17 protein-coding genes and 1 pseudogene are annotated in these 14,925 nt (G+C 75.0%); 8 read left to right on the forward strand and 10 right to left on the reverse strand.

Going from position 1 to position 14,925, the window contains the following annotated elements; all coding sequences use genetic code 11:
* Positions 1-27: 27 nt before the first annotated feature.
* Positions 28-486 (reverse strand): DUF4878 domain-containing protein, encoded by a 459-nt coding sequence (locus tag ACN26Y_RS22675; RefSeq protein ID WP_155332216.1) that lies wholly within the window; start codon positions 484-486, stop codon positions 28-30.
* Between the two features lie 228 nt (positions 487-714).
* Here ACN26Y_RS22675 and ACN26Y_RS22680 point away from each other — a divergent pair, with 228 nt between their 5' ends.
* Positions 715-1,890 carry a PQQ-binding-like beta-propeller repeat protein gene (locus ACN26Y_RS22680; RefSeq protein WP_155332217.1) on the forward strand — a complete coding sequence of 392 codons (1,176 nt, stop codon included), beginning with the start codon at positions 715-717 and terminating at the stop codon, positions 1,888-1,890.
* 28 nt (positions 1,891-1,918) lie between these two features.
* Here ACN26Y_RS22680 and ACN26Y_RS22685 read toward each other — a convergent pair whose 3' ends face one another.
* The 6 genes and pseudogenes from ACN26Y_RS22685 to ACN26Y_RS22710 all read right to left on the reverse strand — a co-directional run bounded on the left by ACN26Y_RS22685 (position 1,919) and on the right by ACN26Y_RS22710 (position 5,296).
* Complete coding sequence (locus tag ACN26Y_RS22685) at positions 1,919-2,917, reverse strand: tyrosine-type recombinase/integrase (RefSeq protein WP_155332218.1); 999 nt, start codon at positions 2,915-2,917, stop codon at positions 1,919-1,921.
* A 116-nt stretch (positions 2,918-3,033) separates the two neighbouring features.
* Positions 3,034-3,195 (reverse strand): annotated as a pseudogene (locus ACN26Y_RS22690) (Hsp20/alpha crystallin family protein); the annotation flags it as partial.
* Positions 3,196-3,202: 7 nt separating this feature from the next.
* Positions 3,203-3,619 carry a DUF6069 family protein gene (locus ACN26Y_RS22695; protein ID WP_155332219.1) on the reverse strand — a complete coding sequence of 139 codons (417 nt, stop codon included), beginning with the start codon at positions 3,617-3,619 and terminating at the stop codon, positions 3,203-3,205.
* Between the two features lie 60 nt (positions 3,620-3,679).
* A complete protein-coding gene (locus ACN26Y_RS22700; RefSeq protein ID WP_155332220.1) occupies positions 3,680-4,165 on the reverse strand; it encodes a MarR family winged helix-turn-helix transcriptional regulator in 486 nt (161 codons plus the stop codon).
* Positions 4,166-4,217: 52 nt separating this feature from the next.
* Complete coding sequence (locus ACN26Y_RS22705; RefSeq protein WP_422733487.1) at positions 4,218-4,742, reverse strand: DUF2087 domain-containing protein; 525 nt, start codon at positions 4,740-4,742, stop codon at positions 4,218-4,220.
* 56 nt (positions 4,743-4,798) lie between these two features.
* Complete coding sequence (locus tag ACN26Y_RS22710) at positions 4,799-5,296, reverse strand: MarR family winged helix-turn-helix transcriptional regulator (protein WP_230688720.1); 498 nt, start codon at positions 5,294-5,296, stop codon at positions 4,799-4,801.
* 71 nt (positions 5,297-5,367) lie between these two features.
* Here ACN26Y_RS22710 and ACN26Y_RS22715 point away from each other — a divergent pair, with 71 nt between their 5' ends.
* On the forward strand, positions 5,368-6,597 hold the full coding sequence (locus ACN26Y_RS22715) for an MFS transporter (RefSeq protein ID WP_155332222.1): 1,230 nt from the start codon (positions 5,368-5,370) through the stop codon (positions 6,595-6,597).
* A 6-nt stretch (positions 6,598-6,603) separates the two neighbouring features.
* On the opposite strand, the gene ACN26Y_RS22720 is transcribed toward ACN26Y_RS22715, so the two are convergent.
* A complete protein-coding gene (locus tag ACN26Y_RS22720) occupies positions 6,604-6,999 on the reverse strand; it encodes a cupin domain-containing protein (RefSeq protein WP_155332223.1) in 396 nt (131 codons plus the stop codon).
* A gap of 89 nt (positions 7,000-7,088) precedes the next feature.
* Here ACN26Y_RS22720 and ACN26Y_RS22725 point away from each other — a divergent pair, with 89 nt between their 5' ends.
* Positions 7,089-7,826, forward strand: a complete 738-nt coding sequence (locus ACN26Y_RS22725; RefSeq protein WP_422733488.1) for a VOC family protein — start codon at positions 7,089-7,091, stop codon at positions 7,824-7,826.
* A 423-nt stretch (positions 7,827-8,249) separates the two neighbouring features.
* Here ACN26Y_RS22725 and ACN26Y_RS22730 read toward each other — a convergent pair whose 3' ends face one another.
* Complete coding sequence (locus ACN26Y_RS22730; protein WP_155332225.1) at positions 8,250-8,759, reverse strand: DinB family protein; 510 nt, start codon at positions 8,757-8,759, stop codon at positions 8,250-8,252.
* Between the two features lie 112 nt (positions 8,760-8,871).
* Here ACN26Y_RS22730 and ACN26Y_RS22735 point away from each other — a divergent pair, with 112 nt between their 5' ends.
* The 4 genes from ACN26Y_RS22735 to ACN26Y_RS22750 all read left to right on the forward strand — a co-directional run bounded on the left by ACN26Y_RS22735 (position 8,872) and on the right by ACN26Y_RS22750 (position 12,874).
* A complete protein-coding gene (locus tag ACN26Y_RS22735) occupies positions 8,872-10,344 on the forward strand; it encodes a hypothetical protein (protein WP_230688721.1) in 1,473 nt (490 codons plus the stop codon).
* Positions 10,345-10,380: 36 nt separating this feature from the next.
* Positions 10,381-10,833, forward strand: coding sequence for an HNH endonuclease (locus ACN26Y_RS22740; RefSeq protein WP_155332226.1), 453 nt, complete (start codon positions 10,381-10,383; stop codon positions 10,831-10,833).
* Positions 10,834-11,033: 200 nt separating this feature from the next.
* Positions 11,034-11,990, forward strand: a complete 957-nt coding sequence (locus ACN26Y_RS22745) for a terpene synthase family protein (protein WP_422733489.1) — start codon at positions 11,034-11,036, stop codon at positions 11,988-11,990.
* Between the two features lie 2 nt (positions 11,991-11,992).
* Positions 11,993-12,874 (forward strand): SAM-dependent methyltransferase, encoded by an 882-nt coding sequence (locus ACN26Y_RS22750; protein ID WP_422733490.1) that lies wholly within the window; start codon positions 11,993-11,995, stop codon positions 12,872-12,874.
* A 241-nt stretch (positions 12,875-13,115) separates the two neighbouring features.
* Here the strand turns inward: ACN26Y_RS22750 and ACN26Y_RS22755 are convergent, their stop codons facing one another.
* Positions 13,116-13,946, reverse strand: coding sequence for a nitroreductase/quinone reductase family protein (locus tag ACN26Y_RS22755; RefSeq protein ID WP_155332229.1), 831 nt, complete (start codon positions 13,944-13,946; stop codon positions 13,116-13,118).
* A gap of 363 nt (positions 13,947-14,309) precedes the next feature.
* On the opposite strand from ACN26Y_RS22755, the gene ACN26Y_RS22760 reads away from it, so the two are divergent.
* Entirely contained in the window at positions 14,310-14,885 is a 576-nt protein-coding gene (locus ACN26Y_RS22760) for a DinB family protein (protein ID WP_155332230.1), read from the forward strand.
* Positions 14,886-14,925: the final 40 nt, after the last annotated feature.

Genomic DNA, 14,925 nt, shown 5'->3' on the forward strand with positions numbered 1-14,925 from the left:
CGCGCAGCCGGTGCCGGGCCGGCCGCGTCAGTAGGGGTCGCCGCACACCCGCCAGCCACCGTCCTCCTTCACCACGGTCATCTCCCGCTGCTCGGTGGTGCCGCTGTCGCGGGTGAGCCGCACGGTGACCGTGCCCTGGGGACGGCCGCGGCGGGTGGCGACCGACACGTCGAGGATCTCGTAGTCGCTGACCGTCGGCGGGGTGCGGACCCAGCTGGTGAAACCGAGCTGGCTCCAGCGGGTGCGGGCGTCGGCGCACAGCCGGTCGTACGCGCCGTCGGTGTCGCCGGCGGTCACCGACCGCAGGAATCCGTCGGCGGTCTCCCGCACCGGGCCGCTGGCCTGCGTGACCACCTGCAGGTTCCGGGCGCCGAGGCCGGCGACGCCGACGCAGCACAGCGCGACGCCGACACCGGCAAACACCAGCCCGGCGCGCACCGGTCGGCGCGGCCGGGCCGGCCGGCTCCACGGCTGCTCAGCGCCCACCCGTCGACCGTAGGCAACGGGCCGGCCCGCGCGCAGGAAGTCGGCCCCTGTCGCGGTCGTCACCGGATCGTCTACCGTCGGCGCAAGCCCCGGACACGTGCCCAGGAGCCCGCCGATGAGCCGCCCCGCGCAGCGGTGCCCGTCCGGCACCCCGCCGACACCGGACCGGCGGCTGCGCCCGTCCGGCACACGCCGGCCGCGGTCCGAGGCGCGCCGGGGGTGGCGACGATGAGCGGATCCCCGGTGGCGGCGCTGATCGAGCTGGGCGACGAGCGGGGCGCGCCCGGTGCGGACGTCCCCCGCCGGGCCCGGCCCCACCGGGGGGAGTCGGCGCTGGCGGTGGCCGCCGGTTGCCTGCTGCTGCTCGGGCCGGCCGCTCCCGTGGCGGCGTTGCCGTCCGCCGTCGGGCCACCGGTGCCGGTGAGCGGCACCGTGCTGGTCGCCGGGGATTCGGTGCTGGTGGTGGACCCGCCGGAGCTGGCCGCGTACGACGCCGCGGCCCCGGACCGGGCACCCCGCTGGCGCGCGCGGGTGTCCGTCGCCGCCGGCTGGTCCGCCGAGTCCACCGCCGGGCTGCTGCTGATCGTGGAACGCGGCCAGGTCGGGCAGGCCACCGCCACCACCGCCCGCGACGCGGCCACCGGGCAGCAGCGCTGGCGGCGCCCCGACCGGGTGTACGCCGCCGGGGACCAGGCGATCGCGGTGACGGAGGTCCGCAGCGCCATCGAGCCGGGCCGGCGGGTCGAGGGCGCGGTGCGGGGCGTCGACCCGGCCACCGGGCGGACCCGGTGGACCGTGCCGGTCCCGTCCACCGCGGTGGTGACGGTGCTGCCGGAGGCGCCGGCGCGGGTGCTGCTGGTGCACGACAGCGGGCTGGCCCGGGTGCACGACGCGCGCGGCGGCGCCGCGCTGGGTGAGGGGCGCCTGCCGCCGGCCGACTACGCCCCGGACAACCCGCAGGTGGTCGGCGGCCGGCTCGTCCTGCGCCATCCCACCGCGGCGGGCCCGGTGCTGACCGGTTTCGACCTGCCCGCCTTCACGGCCCGTTGGCAGCGGCCGTTGCCCGGCGGCGAGCTGACCGTGCGCCGCTGCGCCGGCCTGCTCTGCCTGCACCTCGGGCGCACGCGGTGGGCGCTGCGGCCGGACACCGGAGCGCCGGCGTGGACGTGGCCGGACGGCGGTGCGTGGCGGGCCGTGCCGGGGCGGCGCCCGGCCGAGCCGCTGGTGCTGTTGCGTCCCGCCGCCGACCGGGAGCGGCTGTTGGTGGGTGTGGTCGGCCCGGACGGTCCCCGGGTACGCGGTGTGCTGCCGCCGGGGACCCGGGAGTGCCGTGCGGCGGTGACCCGCCTGGTGTGCCGCGTCGACGGGCGGGTGACCGTGTGGCGTCTCGACGGTCGCGGCTGACGGGGGCCCGTGCGTCGCCCGGCCGGCGTCAGCCGCGGCGGCGGGAGCGGGCCGCCCAGATCACGTACGCGGGGTCCCGGTCGAGGTTGTACCGGTCCCGGTCGTAGCGGCGGGTGGTACGCGGGTCGGCGTGGCCCATCGCGTCCTGCACGTCCTCCAGCGGCACACCCTCGGCGCGGGCGGTGGTGGCGAAGGAGTGCCGCAGCGAGTGCGGTGACAGCCGCGCCCAGGCCGCGATGCCGGCCTCCCGGGCGAGGCGGCGCACCAGCCGGAACACCGAGTGCCGGTCGAGGCGGGCGCCGGTCGCGGTGACCAGGAGCGGGCCGGTCAGCTGGTGCACCGGCACGCCGTGGCCGGCCGCCCGCTGCGCCAGGTACACGTCCACCGCGTACGCGGTGCCCGGCGTCAGCGCGCGGCGGCGGGCCTTGCCCCCCTTGCCGACGAACCGGACGCTGCGGTGACCGCGTTCGGCGCCCAGGTCGGCGACGTCCAGCGAGACGAGCTCCCCCACCCGCAGTCCGAGGTCGGCGAGCAGGGCGATCACCGCCCGGTTGCGGGCGGCGGTCGGGCCGGTGGCGGCCTCGGCCGCGGTGAGCAGCGCGTCGACCTCCTCCGGGGTGAGCCCGACCGTCGCCGAGTGGTCCCGGTCGATGCGGGGCCGGTCCGCGCCGGCCACCGGGTTCGCGTCGACGGCACGCAGCTTGACCAGGAAGTCGTACCAGCTGGACAGGGCGGAGAGTTTGCGGGCGACGGTGGCCGGGGTGAGCGGTTTACCGGTGCGCGCGGCGAGGGTCGACTCCAGTGTGCGGGCGTACTCGTTGACATGCAGGAACGTCGCGCGCAGCGGATCCAGGTCGCGCTCGGCGCACCAGGTGAGCCAACTGGCGACGTCCCGCCGGTACGCGTCGCGGGTGTGCTCGCTCAGCCGCCGGTTACGCAGCCACGCCTCGGTGAAGTCGGCCGGGCCGGCGGGCAGTGCCGGTCGCGGCGACGGTCGGTGCCGCACCGGGGCGTCGGAGTGGAGCATGTGCGAAAGGTTCTCAGCACGGCCGGGGAAACGCTCGGAGGCGCGCCCTGCCGGTGTCGTCGCACACACGCGAGCGGGACGGCCCGGACGGCCGTCCCGCTGGTGTCCCGCCCGGCTCAGGCGCTGATCTGCTTGCGGCCGTTGCCGCCGGCGGTGACGGTCACCCGGCGCGGCTTCGCCCGCTCGGCCACCGGGATGCGCAGCGTGAGGACGCCGTTGTCGTACCCGGCCTCCAGTTTGTCGGTGTCGAGGGTGTCGCCCAGGAACAGTTGCCGGGTGGGAGGGTCAGCGGGCCCGGCTCGGCAGCAGGGCGACCAGCACCGCCGCCACCGCGAGGTGCATCGCGCCGAGGGTGACCTTCGCGCCGGCCGTGGCGTCGGTGGCGGCCACCGGGGCGAGCGAGACCAGGGCGACGAGCACCGCGAGAACGGTCCAGACCACGGTGGCCCGGCGGCGCGTGAGGCGCTCCAGGAGCGCGAGCACGCCCCATCCGAGCAGGGACGCCAGGAAGGAGACGAGGACCACCGGCGCGAGCCCGATGACCATCTCCGGCTGGCCGGGGTTCTTGACCGTGAAGTCGACGCCCGACAGGCGGCCGACGAGCCAGATCAGGACGCAGGCGGCGACGGCGGCGGCGACGGCGAGACCGCGGCGGCGGGTGGTGGACAGGGCGGCGATCGCGGGACGGGCGGTGGCGCTCATGGCGGCTCCTCGGTCGACGTGACGAGACAACGCGACCGTAGCAGATCGTCTCGTGCAGGACTATCTGCTGCCCAACCAATCGGGGCGGCTACCCGGCCCGCACGGTCCGGCGGCCGCGAGCCGTCCCCGCACCAGGGCCTCGATCGACCGGAGAAACGCCGCCCGGTCCGCCTCGGGCAGGCCGGCGAGCACGTCCCGCTGGATGCCGGCGGCGATCTCCTGCGCCCGGCCGAGCACCGCCCGGCCCTGCGGCGTCACCTCCACCAGGCGCGCCCGCCGGTCGGTCGGCGACGGGCGCCGCCGGGCCAGCCCGGCCGCCTCCAACTGGTCCAGCGTCACCACCATCGTGGTCTTGTCGATACCGCACAGCTCGCCGATCTGGCGTTGGGTCAGCTTCCCCGACCCGGCGCGCAACAGCACCAGGTGCGCCCGCGGTGAGATGCCCAGCTCCGCCAGGCCCTCCGCCTGCTCGGCCAGCAGCGCGTGGGTCGCCCAGGAGAGCAGGAACAACAGGTCGGGGGCGCCGTCCGGCGAGCACGAGGACATTCCCCGAGGCTAACAAGACCATCCCGAGCGGGATCATCTTCCGCGCTGACGGTCAACCCGCCCGCCAGTACACGCCCCGCTCCCGCGCCAGCAGCCCCTCGTCGACCAGGTACCGCCGCAGCGTCACGTGGTCCGACCCGCCCGCGGCGCACCAGCCGCGCAGCGCCTCGTCGACCGCGCGCTCCGGATACCGCTCCCCCGGCTCGAACGACCCGGCGATGTGCTCCAGCAGCACCCGACGTCGGCTCCGCTGCGCCGGCAGTCCGACCAGGACGCCGTCACGGAGGAAGGTCCGCAGGACCCGCTCGCCCGCCGCCACCGGCCGCTCGGCGTCCGTCGGCGGTGGTGCGCTCCGGGCCGCTTCCCGCAGCCACCCGCCGTCGATCGCCAGGTCGCCGTCGTCGCCGGTGACCAGGCCCGCGTCGCGCAGCCGGCGCAGCGCGGTGACGACCTCCCGGCCGGCCAGCCCACTGCGGGCCGCGACCGCCGCGCGGTCCGTGGCCCCCAGCACGATCGCCGCGAACACGCGTCGTCGTCCGTCGTCGGCGAGCGCCCCCGCCAGCACCTGCGCAGTCATGCCGGTCACCCTGCCAGCGGCGTACGCGTCCCGCCAGGCGATATCGCCGGCGCCGCTCAGGCCGGCGGTTCCTCGGCCCGCAGCACCACCCGGCGCAGCAGATCGGACAGGACCCGTCGCTCGTCGGCGTCGAGGGCGCCGAGCAGGCGGCGTTCCTCGCCCCCGCGCACCGCCATGGCGCCGAGCCAGGCCGCGCGGCCCGGGTCGGTCAGCTCGACGTCGACCCGCCTGCGGTCCGTGTCGGACGGCACGCGGCGCACGAACCCCCGCCGCAGCAACCCGTCCACCCGAGCGGTGACCGAGGCGGGCGCCACGGCCAGATCGCGGGCGAGATCCGACGGTGCGGCGCGGCCCCCGCGGCCGGCCAGGGCGTGCAGCGTGTCGTACTCGTGACCCTGCAGGTTCCGCTCCGCCAGCGCTCGTTCCTTGACCGACCGCAGGTGCCGGGTGAGGAACTGCATGCGGCTGACCGGGCCCTCGACGTCCGGATCGATGTCGGGCAGCACGCCCATCCACCGCCGCACGTGCCGGTCGATACCGTCCTCAGGCGTCACGCCGCACAGCGTACGTCAACGACGAAATATTCGCTGTCGAAATGTTCGACGACGAAATATCGTCGGCGGGTGTGAGCCACCCCCTGCGACAGCCCGCGTTCCGGCTGATCTTCCTCGCTCGTACCGTCTCCGCGGTCGGCGACGCCGTGGTCCCCGCCGCCCTCGCCCTCGCCGTCCTCCGCGCCACGGGGTCCGCCGCGGCGCTGGCCCTCGTCCTGGCGTGCGCGATGCTGCCCCGGCTGCTCCTGCTCCCGGTCGGCGGCGTACTCGCCGACCGGTTCGACGCGCGGCGGGTGGCCGTCCTCGCCGACGTCGTCCGCGGCGCGGCGCAGCTCGTTGTCGCCCTGGAACTGGCCGCCGATCCGTCGCTGACCACCATCGCCGCAGCGGCCGCGGCGAGCGGCGCCGCCGGGGGATTCGCGCTGCCCACCGCCGCGCCCCTGGTCGCCGGCGCCGTCGGGCCGGCGCAGCGCCAGCAGGCCAACGCCCTGCTCGCGGCGACCGGCAACGCCAGCCGGCTCGCCGGCCCGGCCCTGGCCGGCGCGCTGATCTGGGCTGCCGGGCCGGCCTGGGCGTTCGTCCTCGACGCCGCCACATTCGGGCTCAGTGCGCTCCTACTCGCCGCCGCCCGCGTCCCGCACGTGACGGCGCCCCGGCGGTCGGTCCTGACTGACCTGCGGGAGGGGTGGCGCGAGGTGCGCGCCCGCGACTGGTTCGTCGTCAGTCTCGTCGGCCACGGCGCCTGGAACGGCGCCGCCGCCGTCCTGACCACCCTCGGCCCGGCGATCGCCGTACGGAAGCTCGGCGGCGAACACGTCTGGGTCCTGCTGCTGCAGGCCGGGGCGGTCGGGATGCTGGCGGGGTCGCTACTGGCCACCCGGGTACGGCCGCGCCGGCCGGTGCTGGCCGCCAACGTCGGCCTGGCCAGCTACGCCATCCCGCTCGTGCTCCTCGCCGCCGCCGCGCCGGCCCCGCTGGTCATCGCCGCCTACGGCGTCGCGCTGGCCGCGCTGGGCTACCTCAACCCGGTGTGGGCGACCGTGGTGCAGGCCCACTTTCCACCGCGCGTGCTCGCCCGCGCCACCTCCTACGACTGGCTCGCGTCCCTCGGTGCGGTGCCGCTGGGATACGCCCTCGCACCGCTCGCCGCCGACGCCTGGGGACCCGGCGCCCCCCTGCTGACCGCAGCCGGACTCGTCGCGCTCGCCTGCCTCGGCAGCGCCGTGGTGCCGGGCGTACGGCGTCTGACGTGGACACCCCCGTCGGTGCCGCGCGGCCGGCGCCGGCCGGCCGCGCGGTGACCGGCCCTACAGGACGTGGCCGGTGGTGGCGTCGACGTGGTCCGGCACCGGGTCGTGCCGGTCCCCGACGCTGGACGTCCCCGTCGGCTCGAACATCAGGATCGACGCGCCGCCCGGCGATGACGGCCGGTGCTGCACCCCCCGCGGCACCACGTGCACCGCGCCCGTGCGCAGGACCACCTCCCGCTCCGCGCCACCCTCGCCGTCGCGCAGCGCGATGCGCAACTCGCCGTCCAGGACGAGGAAGAACTCGTCGGTGTCGTCGTGGGCGTGCCACACGTGCTCCCCCGCCACCTTCGCGATCCGGACGTCGTAGTCGTTGACGCGGGTGACGATGCGCGGGCTCCACAGCTGGTCGAAGGCGGCGAACGCGGTCGCCAGGTCGATCGGCTCGTTGCTCATCGCCCCATGGTGCACAGTCGGCGCCAGCGACGCCCGCCCCGGCCGCTCGCTGTCGGTGACCTCGTCCACCTGGGCATAGGGTGGGTGGCATGGCGCTGCGACTCGTTCAGGTGAATGTCAAGGCCCGGGACGACTCAGCCCTCGGCCGGTTCTGGGCGGAGGCGCTGGGCTGGGGTGTTTCCCGCGAGGGACCGGGGGTGACCAACGTCGAGCCCGTGGGCTTCACCTGGCCCGACCCCGCCGCCGTCTGCGTCGACGTCGTCACCGTCCCGGACCCCGAAACGGTGAAGTACCGCGTGCACCTCGACCTCGCCACCACCTCGGCGGCCCACCAGGCGGAGTTGGTCGCGCGCCTGAAGGATCTCGGTGCGACGCCCGCGGATGTGGGCCAGGGCGATGTCCCGTGGACGGTCCTGGCCGACCCGGAGGGCAACGTGTTCTGCGTGTTGGAGCCTCGGGAGATCTACCGGGACACCGGGCCGATCGCCGCGGTGGTGGTCGACTGCGCGGATCCGCGGGCCATGGCCCGGTTCTGGGGCGAGACGCTGGACTGGGCGCTGCACGAGGTGACCGATGACCATGCGCGGCTGCGGTCGGCCAAGGGTGTCGGGCCGTACCTGGAGTTCCTTCGCACGTCCGGCGTGCAGACCGTGTGGAACCGCGTCCATCTCGACCTGATGCCGCACCCCGGTGATGATCAAGCGGCCGAGGTGGCCCGGCTGACGGCTCTCGGGGCCACCGGCGTCGACGTCGGCCAGGGCGATGTGCCGTGGACGTGCCTCGCCGACCCCGAGGGCAACGAGTTCTGCGTCCTGACCCCCGGCTGACGCGGAGCCTTGCCGGCTCACCGGCGTTCGGTCGGAAAACCGTTTGAGCCGTCCTTCCGCGTTCCCGTAGGTTGCCCGCGGCCCGTCACAGTGAGGACAGAGGACGAACCGCGTGACCCCGCCTGCTCTCCAGACCTGACACCTTCTTCCGCTCACCGGTAGCCGACGCTCCCGTCGGTTCTGCCGGGCTGCCCTCGTGCGCCCGGTCCTACAGCGTTCGAGGCCGCGCGTCCTTCGGCCTCGTGTCAGGTCCAGAGAGATCATGTCTTCACAACCTCATACCGTGCTGCCCTGGGTCGTTCGTCGGACCAGGTTGCCCCTGCTGTCGTTGCGGTGCGTGCCCGGCTCGACCGCGCCCGTGCTGGGACGCCGAGGTCCGCCACGCCGGCTGACCGCGCGTCGCCCGCGCCGGTCAGCCGACCGTCACTCCCCCACCGGCCCGCTGGCGATCTCGGCGACGATATCGAGGTGCCCGAGGTGGCGGGCGTACTCCTGCACCAGGTGGAACAGCACCCGCTCCAGCGTCGCCGGCTCCGCGCCGTCCCACCGCGGTCCGGGCGCTCCGACCGCGTCCAGATCGGCGGCCTCGACCGCCGCGCGGGTGTACGCGCCCTGGTCCCGCAGCCCGGCGACCAGACCGTCGCGGTCCTCCTCCGGTGCCACGTACCAGCGGTCGTCGCGCCGGTCGCCCCACGGCTCGTTCACCGCGCGGCCCTGGAAACCCCACTCGATCCACCGCCGCTCCACATGCCGAAGGTGCTTGACCAGCTCCAGCGGCGTCCAGCCCGACGCGACCCGGCTGCGGCGCAGCTCCGGCCCGGGCAGCGCCTCGACCTTGGCGATCAGGCTCTCCCGGAAGTAGTCCAGGTAGCGCAGGAACACCTCACGGCGGTCCGCGGCCGGCACGGTGGGCGATGGGAACGGAAGGGTCACCGGCTCATTGTCCGCTCCCGCCGGCGGTCCCGCTCCGGCGGGCCGCGGTCGTATGCGGCAGAGTGGCACCCGTGCCCGGTGCCCGCCGGGCGACCGAGGCAGGGAGGGTGCCGTGTCCGTGGAGGGTCCGACCGGGGTCGTCTTCCCGCGTACCGGCGCGGGGCGCAGCACCTCGGCCCTGGGCCGGGCGGTCGTCGCCGACGCGCTGCGCGCCGTCGACCCGGTGGGGGCCCGCGCGGCCGAACACGAGACGAACTGGCGGCACGGCTACCTCGTCCACTTCCGCCGCCTGGTCGAGGCCGGGCTGCTCAGCCGCGACGCCGCGCTCACCATCGCCCGTGACGGCCTCGCGTCCCTGCACGAGCGGATGCGGTACGTCGACCCCGACGGCCACGAGACGAGCCTGGACGACGCCGCCGTCGCACCCGACGACCACGAGCCGCCGCAGACCGCCACGGTGACCGGGGGCGGCCCGGTGGAACGGGAGTTCTCCCTGCCGTACCGGGGTGGGCGGCTGCGCGGCGACGACCTGCGCCGCCGCCTCGACGCCTGGGTGGGCGCCGGCGTCATCGAGCCGTCCTGCGCCGAGGCCGTCGGCGCGGTGCTCGCGAACCCGGACTGGCTGGACCTGCGCGACCAGCGGATCGTGGTGCTCGGCGCGGGCGCCGAGATGGGCCCGTTGCCGTCGGTGCTGCGCTGGGGCGGCGACGTGGTGGCGGTCGACCTGCCCCGCCCGGAACTCTGGCGACGCGTACTGGCGACGGCCCGTCGCCACGGCGGGCGGCTGCACCTGCCGGTCCGGCCCGGCACCGACGCCGACGACGACACCGCCCTCGCCGCCGGCGCGGGCCTCGACCTGCTGCACCGGCTCCCGCAGGTCGCGCGGTGGCTCGACGGCGTCGACGGCCGGCTCGTCCTCGGCAACTACGTGTACGCCGACGGGGCGACCAACGTCCGGGTCGCGATGGCCGTCGACGCCCTAACCCGCCACCTCCACCAGCGGCGCCCCGACCTGGCGCTGGCGTTCCTCGCCACCCCGACCGACGTGTTCGCGGTGCCGGGCGACGCGGTCGCCCACGCCGAACGCGGCTACGCACGGCGGGGTGTGGCGCGCCGCGCGCTGCGGGTCGCCTCCGGCGGGCGCCTGCTGCACCGCAACTACCCCCCGGACGCCGACCCGGGCGTCAACGACAGCCTCGTGCCGCAGCAGGGCCCGAACTACGCCCTCGCCAAGCGCCTGCAACGCTGGCGGGCCGCGGTGGCGCGCGACGCCGGCACGACCGTGTCGTTCACCGTGGCCCCGCCCACGCGCACCCGCTCGGTGCTGCGCAACCGGGCGCTCGCCGCCGCCTACGCCGGCGCCCACCGGTTCGGCATCGAGGTGTTCGACCCGGCGACGAGCAACACGCTGATGGCCGCGCTGCTCGTGCACGACCTGCGCACCGGCGGCGGCCCCACCCACTCGCATCCGTGGCAGGACGAGGCGTACGCGGCCGCGCACGGCGGGCTGTGGCGGGTCCCGTACGCCCCGCGTTCCGCCCTGGGGCTGGCGGTGCTGCTCGGCCTCGGCGGCGCCCGCACCTGAGCGCCGATCGTCGTCCCCGACTCCTACCCTGATGCTGTGCTGTCCCAGATCAACGGCCTCTCCCGACACTTCACCGAGGACACCCTCCGGGCGTACCTGCTGAACCGCGCCGTCCGTCTCGACAACGGGTGTCTCGTGGTGCGGGGCTACGGCAGCCGACGCGGTGTGTACCAGAAACTCGCCGGCCGGGCCTGGGCGCACGTCGCGGCGTACGTGGTGTTCGTCGGCGACTACGATCCCACGCTCGAGGTCCGCCACGACTGCGCGGTGCCGGACTGCATCGAGCCGACCCATCTCCGCCAGCTCAGCCATGCGCAGAACTGCCGCGAACGCACCCAGCGGCCGCAGTGCCGCAACGGACACGACCGGGAGACCGACCCGGGGACGGGTCGCTACCGCCGGGTCTGCCGGATCTGCAACCGTGCGGCGCAGCGGCGCTGGCGCGAGCGCCAGGCTGCCCTGGTCGCGGAGGGGCGGGCCGGCGGCTGACCCTCGGTGGGCACCGGGCGCCGCGCCACCCGGCCGGTCTGCGTTCGAGCTGGTGCGCGATCCCCGACCGGCACGGCCGTACGGCGACGGAGCGTGACCGTTCGGGGGGCTGAGCCGGGCGGTCCGGGCGCGCAGACTGAGGACCGGCGGATGAACAGCCCGGTCGCCGGGCGCGGCCGGGCCAGCGTCGAGGAGCGGTGGTGCCGCAGCTGGCCAGCGGTCTGCTGGCATTCGTACCGGTGGCCGACCACGGACGCCTCCTCGACCGTGCGCGGGAGGTGACCGCGCGCTGTGACGCCTGGTTGACCGAGTACCCGATCGTGCGCCGCCCCTCCGTCACCGCCGCCTGCGCGCTGGTCTCCACCGTCGCCATGCCCCACCTGCGCGTCACCGAACTCGGGCTCCTGACGCGATGGTGGCTGTGGATCTTCGGAGTGGACGACGTCTTCGACGACCGGGCGGTTCCGGACGAGCGGGTCGACACCTGGGCGCGTCGCTTCGCGGGTCAACTCCCGGCCGACGACGACGCGCTACTGGCCGCGTACGGGTCGATCCGCGGTGACCTGAGCCGCTACCCGCTGTACCCGCGGTTCGCGCGCCGGTGGCGGGCCGGGATGGCGGACATCGTCCGGGGGATGCTGCGGGAGCGGCGCTGGAGCGCCGCCGGGACACCGGCGGACCAGCCCGGCTACGACACGTACCTGCGCAACGGCATGACGACGATCTCCGTACGCCCGTACACCGTCACGGCGGCGATCCTCGCCGACGAGCCGGCCGCGGCGGACAGCTTCGCCGCGCTCGATCCGGTGATCGACACCGCGGCGCGCTGCTTCCGGCTGGCCAACGACCTGCGGTCGGCCGCCCGCGAGCGGGAGGAGGGCACGCTCAACGCGGTCTGGCTGCTGCAGCGTGACCTCACCGCCCGGGGCCTCGGCGACGCGGCCGCCGAACAGGCCGCCCGCCAGCGCCTCCGCGAGACCTGCGCCGCCGATCTCGCGCACCTCGACGCTGCCCGGCGAACGGCACCGTCCGCGCTCGCCACGCTGACCCGCTTCCTGTGGGCGCACACGCTCTTCGTGTGGAACATGTACGAGGTCAGCGACTACGACACGGCATCGGCGCTCCTTCGCCGGGAATCCGGACCTTCGAAGGAGTAACCATGTCGACACCGCTGACCGATCCCCCCGCGGCCATCGTCACCGAGTACGAGGCCGCCGTCGCCCGGTACTGGGACACCAAACGAGACGACCAGATCAACCTGCTCCTCGGCGCGGAGGACGGCGTGATCCACCACCACTACGGCGTGGGCGACTTCGACCGCGCGATCCTCGACCTGCCGGCAGCGGACCGCGAGACCGCCGTCCTCGCCGAACTGCACCGGCTGGAGAACCAGCAGACCGAGCGCATCCTGGACACCCTGGCCCCGGTCTGCGCCGAGGATCGGCTGCTGGACGGCGGGTCGGGCCGCGGCGGCACCGCCTTCATGCTGCACGACCGGTTCGGCTGCCAGGTGGACGGCCTGACCATCTCCCGCTACCAGGTCGAGTTCGCCACCCACCTGGCGCAGCGGCGCGGTTGCGCCGACAGCGTGCGCTTCCACCTGCGCAACATGCTGCGCACCGGCTTGCCTTCCGCGTCCTTCGACGCGATCGTGACCAACGAGACCACCATGTACGTCGACCTGTTCGAGCTGTACCGCGAGTTCGCTCGGATCCTGCGCCCCGGCGGCCGGTACGTCCTCATCACCTGGTGCGTCGACGACCTGACCGGGCCGACGGCGGACACCGCGCGCATCGACCGCCACTACGGCTGCCACATGCACCGTCGCAGCACCTACTTCGCGGCGCTGGCCGCGAACGGGCTCGTCCCGTACCGGGTCGTCGACCTCACCGCCGAGGCCATTCCCTACTGGGAGTTGCGCACCCACTCGCAGCACCGCACGGGCATCGAGGCGGCGTTCCTCGACGCCTACCACCAGCGGGCGGCGAACTTTCTCCTGATCGGCGCCGACCGGCCGAAAGACGCCGCCGCGCCCGCCTGACCACCGTGTTGAGCCGCGCCCCGCGACGGGCCCGCGCTTACACCAGCCTGCGGGCTTATGCACAAGAACAGACATTATGATGTACGGCGAATCTATCCCTTTTGTCCCGGGTGTTTGTCGGATTGATGTTGCCGGTATTTCGATAAACCGGGTGCGGGCCGACGGAACCCGGCTCGGGTGAAACACCGAGGAGGCCTGCCCCCTCGGGCAGGCCTCCTCGGGTTCCGGGGCGACGGAGTGGTCAAGCGGTGTCGAGGACGGGGATGAGCTGCTCCTCCTCGTACGCCAGATGGGCCTCCACTTCGGCCACGAGGCGCGCGACCCGCTCGCGGACCTCGTCGCGGTCGGTGACCGTGGTGGTGACCGCCTGCTGGAGTTCGCCCACCAGCTCGGCCACCCGCCGGTGCTCGGTGCGGAGCCGGTCGAGCACGTCGGCCAAGTCGGGGCGCTGCGCGCCGATGCCGACGAACATGCCGGCATCCTCGTGCGTGTGGTGGGCGTGCAGGCCCCCGCAGAGGGTCAGGCAGTTCACCCGTAGCTGCGCACCGAGCGTCGCGCCGGACCGTTCGACCTCGTCGCGGATCAGCGCCAGTTCGCGCCGGAACGCGTCGTGGATGAGCCGCAGCGCCGCGCCCCAGGACGCCGCTGCCGGCGGACCGGCGTCCTGCGGGTGGAGGGCCACCACCGGGATGACCCGCTCGGTCTTCGCCTGGTACGCGGCCCAGCCCGGATCGGCCTCCACCGCGCGGGCGAAGACCTGGTCCCGGTCGACGCCGGTGAGCACCTCGGCCCGGGCAGGATAGGTGAAGACGCCGTCCTCGACGGTGACCGTCGGGTCGGCGACCAGGTTGTGGAACCAGTCGGGATGGCGGTCGGCGCCGCCGGCGGAGGCGATCACGAGGATGCGCTCCCCGCCGTCGGGCAGGTAGCCGACCGGGGTCGTGTGCGGGGCGCCGGACCGCGCCCCGGTGGTGGTGAGCAGGATCAGGCGGGCGCCCTCGAAGGGCCCGCGCACCCGGCCGGCGTTGGTCCGGAACTCGTCGATGATCTGCTGGTTGAAGTCGTTGGGCATACGCTGCTTTCCTGAGCGGACATGGCGTGCCGGCCGATCCGTCGGCGGGCACGGAGGAGCGGCGCCGCTTCGGCGGCGCGAAGACGAACTGGTACGCGGAGAACCCAGGAGGGTGGCGGGGAGATCGGGCGGGGCGCGGGCCCGCCCCGGCGTCATCGAATCGCCGGGTGCCCTGTCCGCTCGTGGCCAAAGGCCGACCCGGCAGTCACGGGCCGAGGCTACCCGGATCACCGGGTGCGGCGCAGCCCCGTCGCGTCGTCCCGACCCCGGCGGGTCGACCCCGGCCGTGCCGGAGTCCGCAGTGGATGATGCCGGCCGGCACGACGGATTGCAGGTCCCGCGCCGCTGTGCCACGGTCGGGCGGTGATCGTGACAACCGGCACCGACGTCACCCGCGCCGTGGCGGAGATGACCGCCCTGCTCGGCCCGCACACCGACAGGGACTGGTCGGTTCGCGCCGGTGACCTCGAGTGGAGCTGCTGGACGACCGCCGCTCACGTGGCGCACGACCTGATGGCGTACGCCGGTCAGGTCGCCGGCCGCCCGCACTCCAGCTACCTGCCGTACGACCTGCTGGTCTCCCCCGCCGCCGGCCCGGCCGAGGTCCTGGCGGTGGTGACGGCCTGCGGGGCGCTGCTGCGCGCCGCCGTGGAGACGGCCGGGCCGCAGGTGCGGGCCTGGCACTGGGGGCCGTGCGACCCGGAGGGCTTCGCGGCGATGGGAGTGGCCGAGACCGTCCTGCACACCTACGACCTCACGCGCGGGCTCGGGGTGCCGTGGATGCCACCGGAGGACCTGAGCAGGGCCGTGCTGCACCGCCTCTTCCCGGACGCCCCGGACGGGCCGGCGCCGCAGGTGCTGCTGTGGTGCACCGGGCGAGGTGAGCTGCCGGGACGGCCCCGGCGCACGTCGTGGACCTGGCGCGCGGCCGTGCAGTGACCCCACGCCCTTCGGTGCCGTTGCCGCCGTCTGGTGCCTG

This window comes from Micromonospora sp. WMMD558 (genome assembly GCF_049315255.1).
Classification (GTDB): domain Bacteria; phylum Actinomycetota; class Actinomycetes; order Mycobacteriales; family Micromonosporaceae; genus Micromonospora.

Excerpts from the sequence above, each read along its gene's own strand:
- ACN26Y_RS22680 (WP_155332217.1), top strand. The coding sequence starts at position 715 with ATGAGCGGATCCCCGGTGGCGGCGCTGATCGAGCTGGGCGACGAGCGG.
- ACN26Y_RS22685 (WP_155332218.1), bottom strand. The coding sequence starts at position 2,917 with ATGCTCCACTCCGACGCCCCGGTGCGGCACCGACCGTCGCCGCGACCG.
- ACN26Y_RS22695 (WP_155332219.1), bottom strand. The coding sequence starts at position 3,619 with ATGAGCGCCACCGCCCGTCCCGCGATCGCCGCCCTGTCCACCACCCGC.
- ACN26Y_RS22700 (WP_155332220.1), bottom strand. The coding sequence starts at position 4,165 with ATGTCCTCGTGCTCGCCGGACGGCGCCCCCGACCTGTTGTTCCTGCTC.
- ACN26Y_RS22705 (WP_422733487.1), bottom strand. The coding sequence starts at position 4,742 with ATGACTGCGCAGGTGCTGGCGGGGGCGCTCGCCGACGACGGACGACGA.
- ACN26Y_RS22720 (WP_155332223.1), bottom strand. The coding sequence starts at position 6,999 with ATGAGCAACGAGCCGATCGACCTGGCGACCGCGTTCGCCGCCTTCGAC.
- ACN26Y_RS22725 (WP_422733488.1), top strand. The coding sequence starts at position 7,089 with ATGGCGCTGCGACTCGTTCAGGTGAATGTCAAGGCCCGGGACGACTCA.
- ACN26Y_RS22750 (WP_422733490.1), top strand. The coding sequence starts at position 11,993 with ATGTCGACACCGCTGACCGATCCCCCCGCGGCCATCGTCACCGAGTAC.
- ACN26Y_RS22755 (WP_155332229.1), bottom strand. The coding sequence starts at position 13,946 with ATGCCCAACGACTTCAACCAGCAGATCATCGACGAGTTCCGGACCAAC.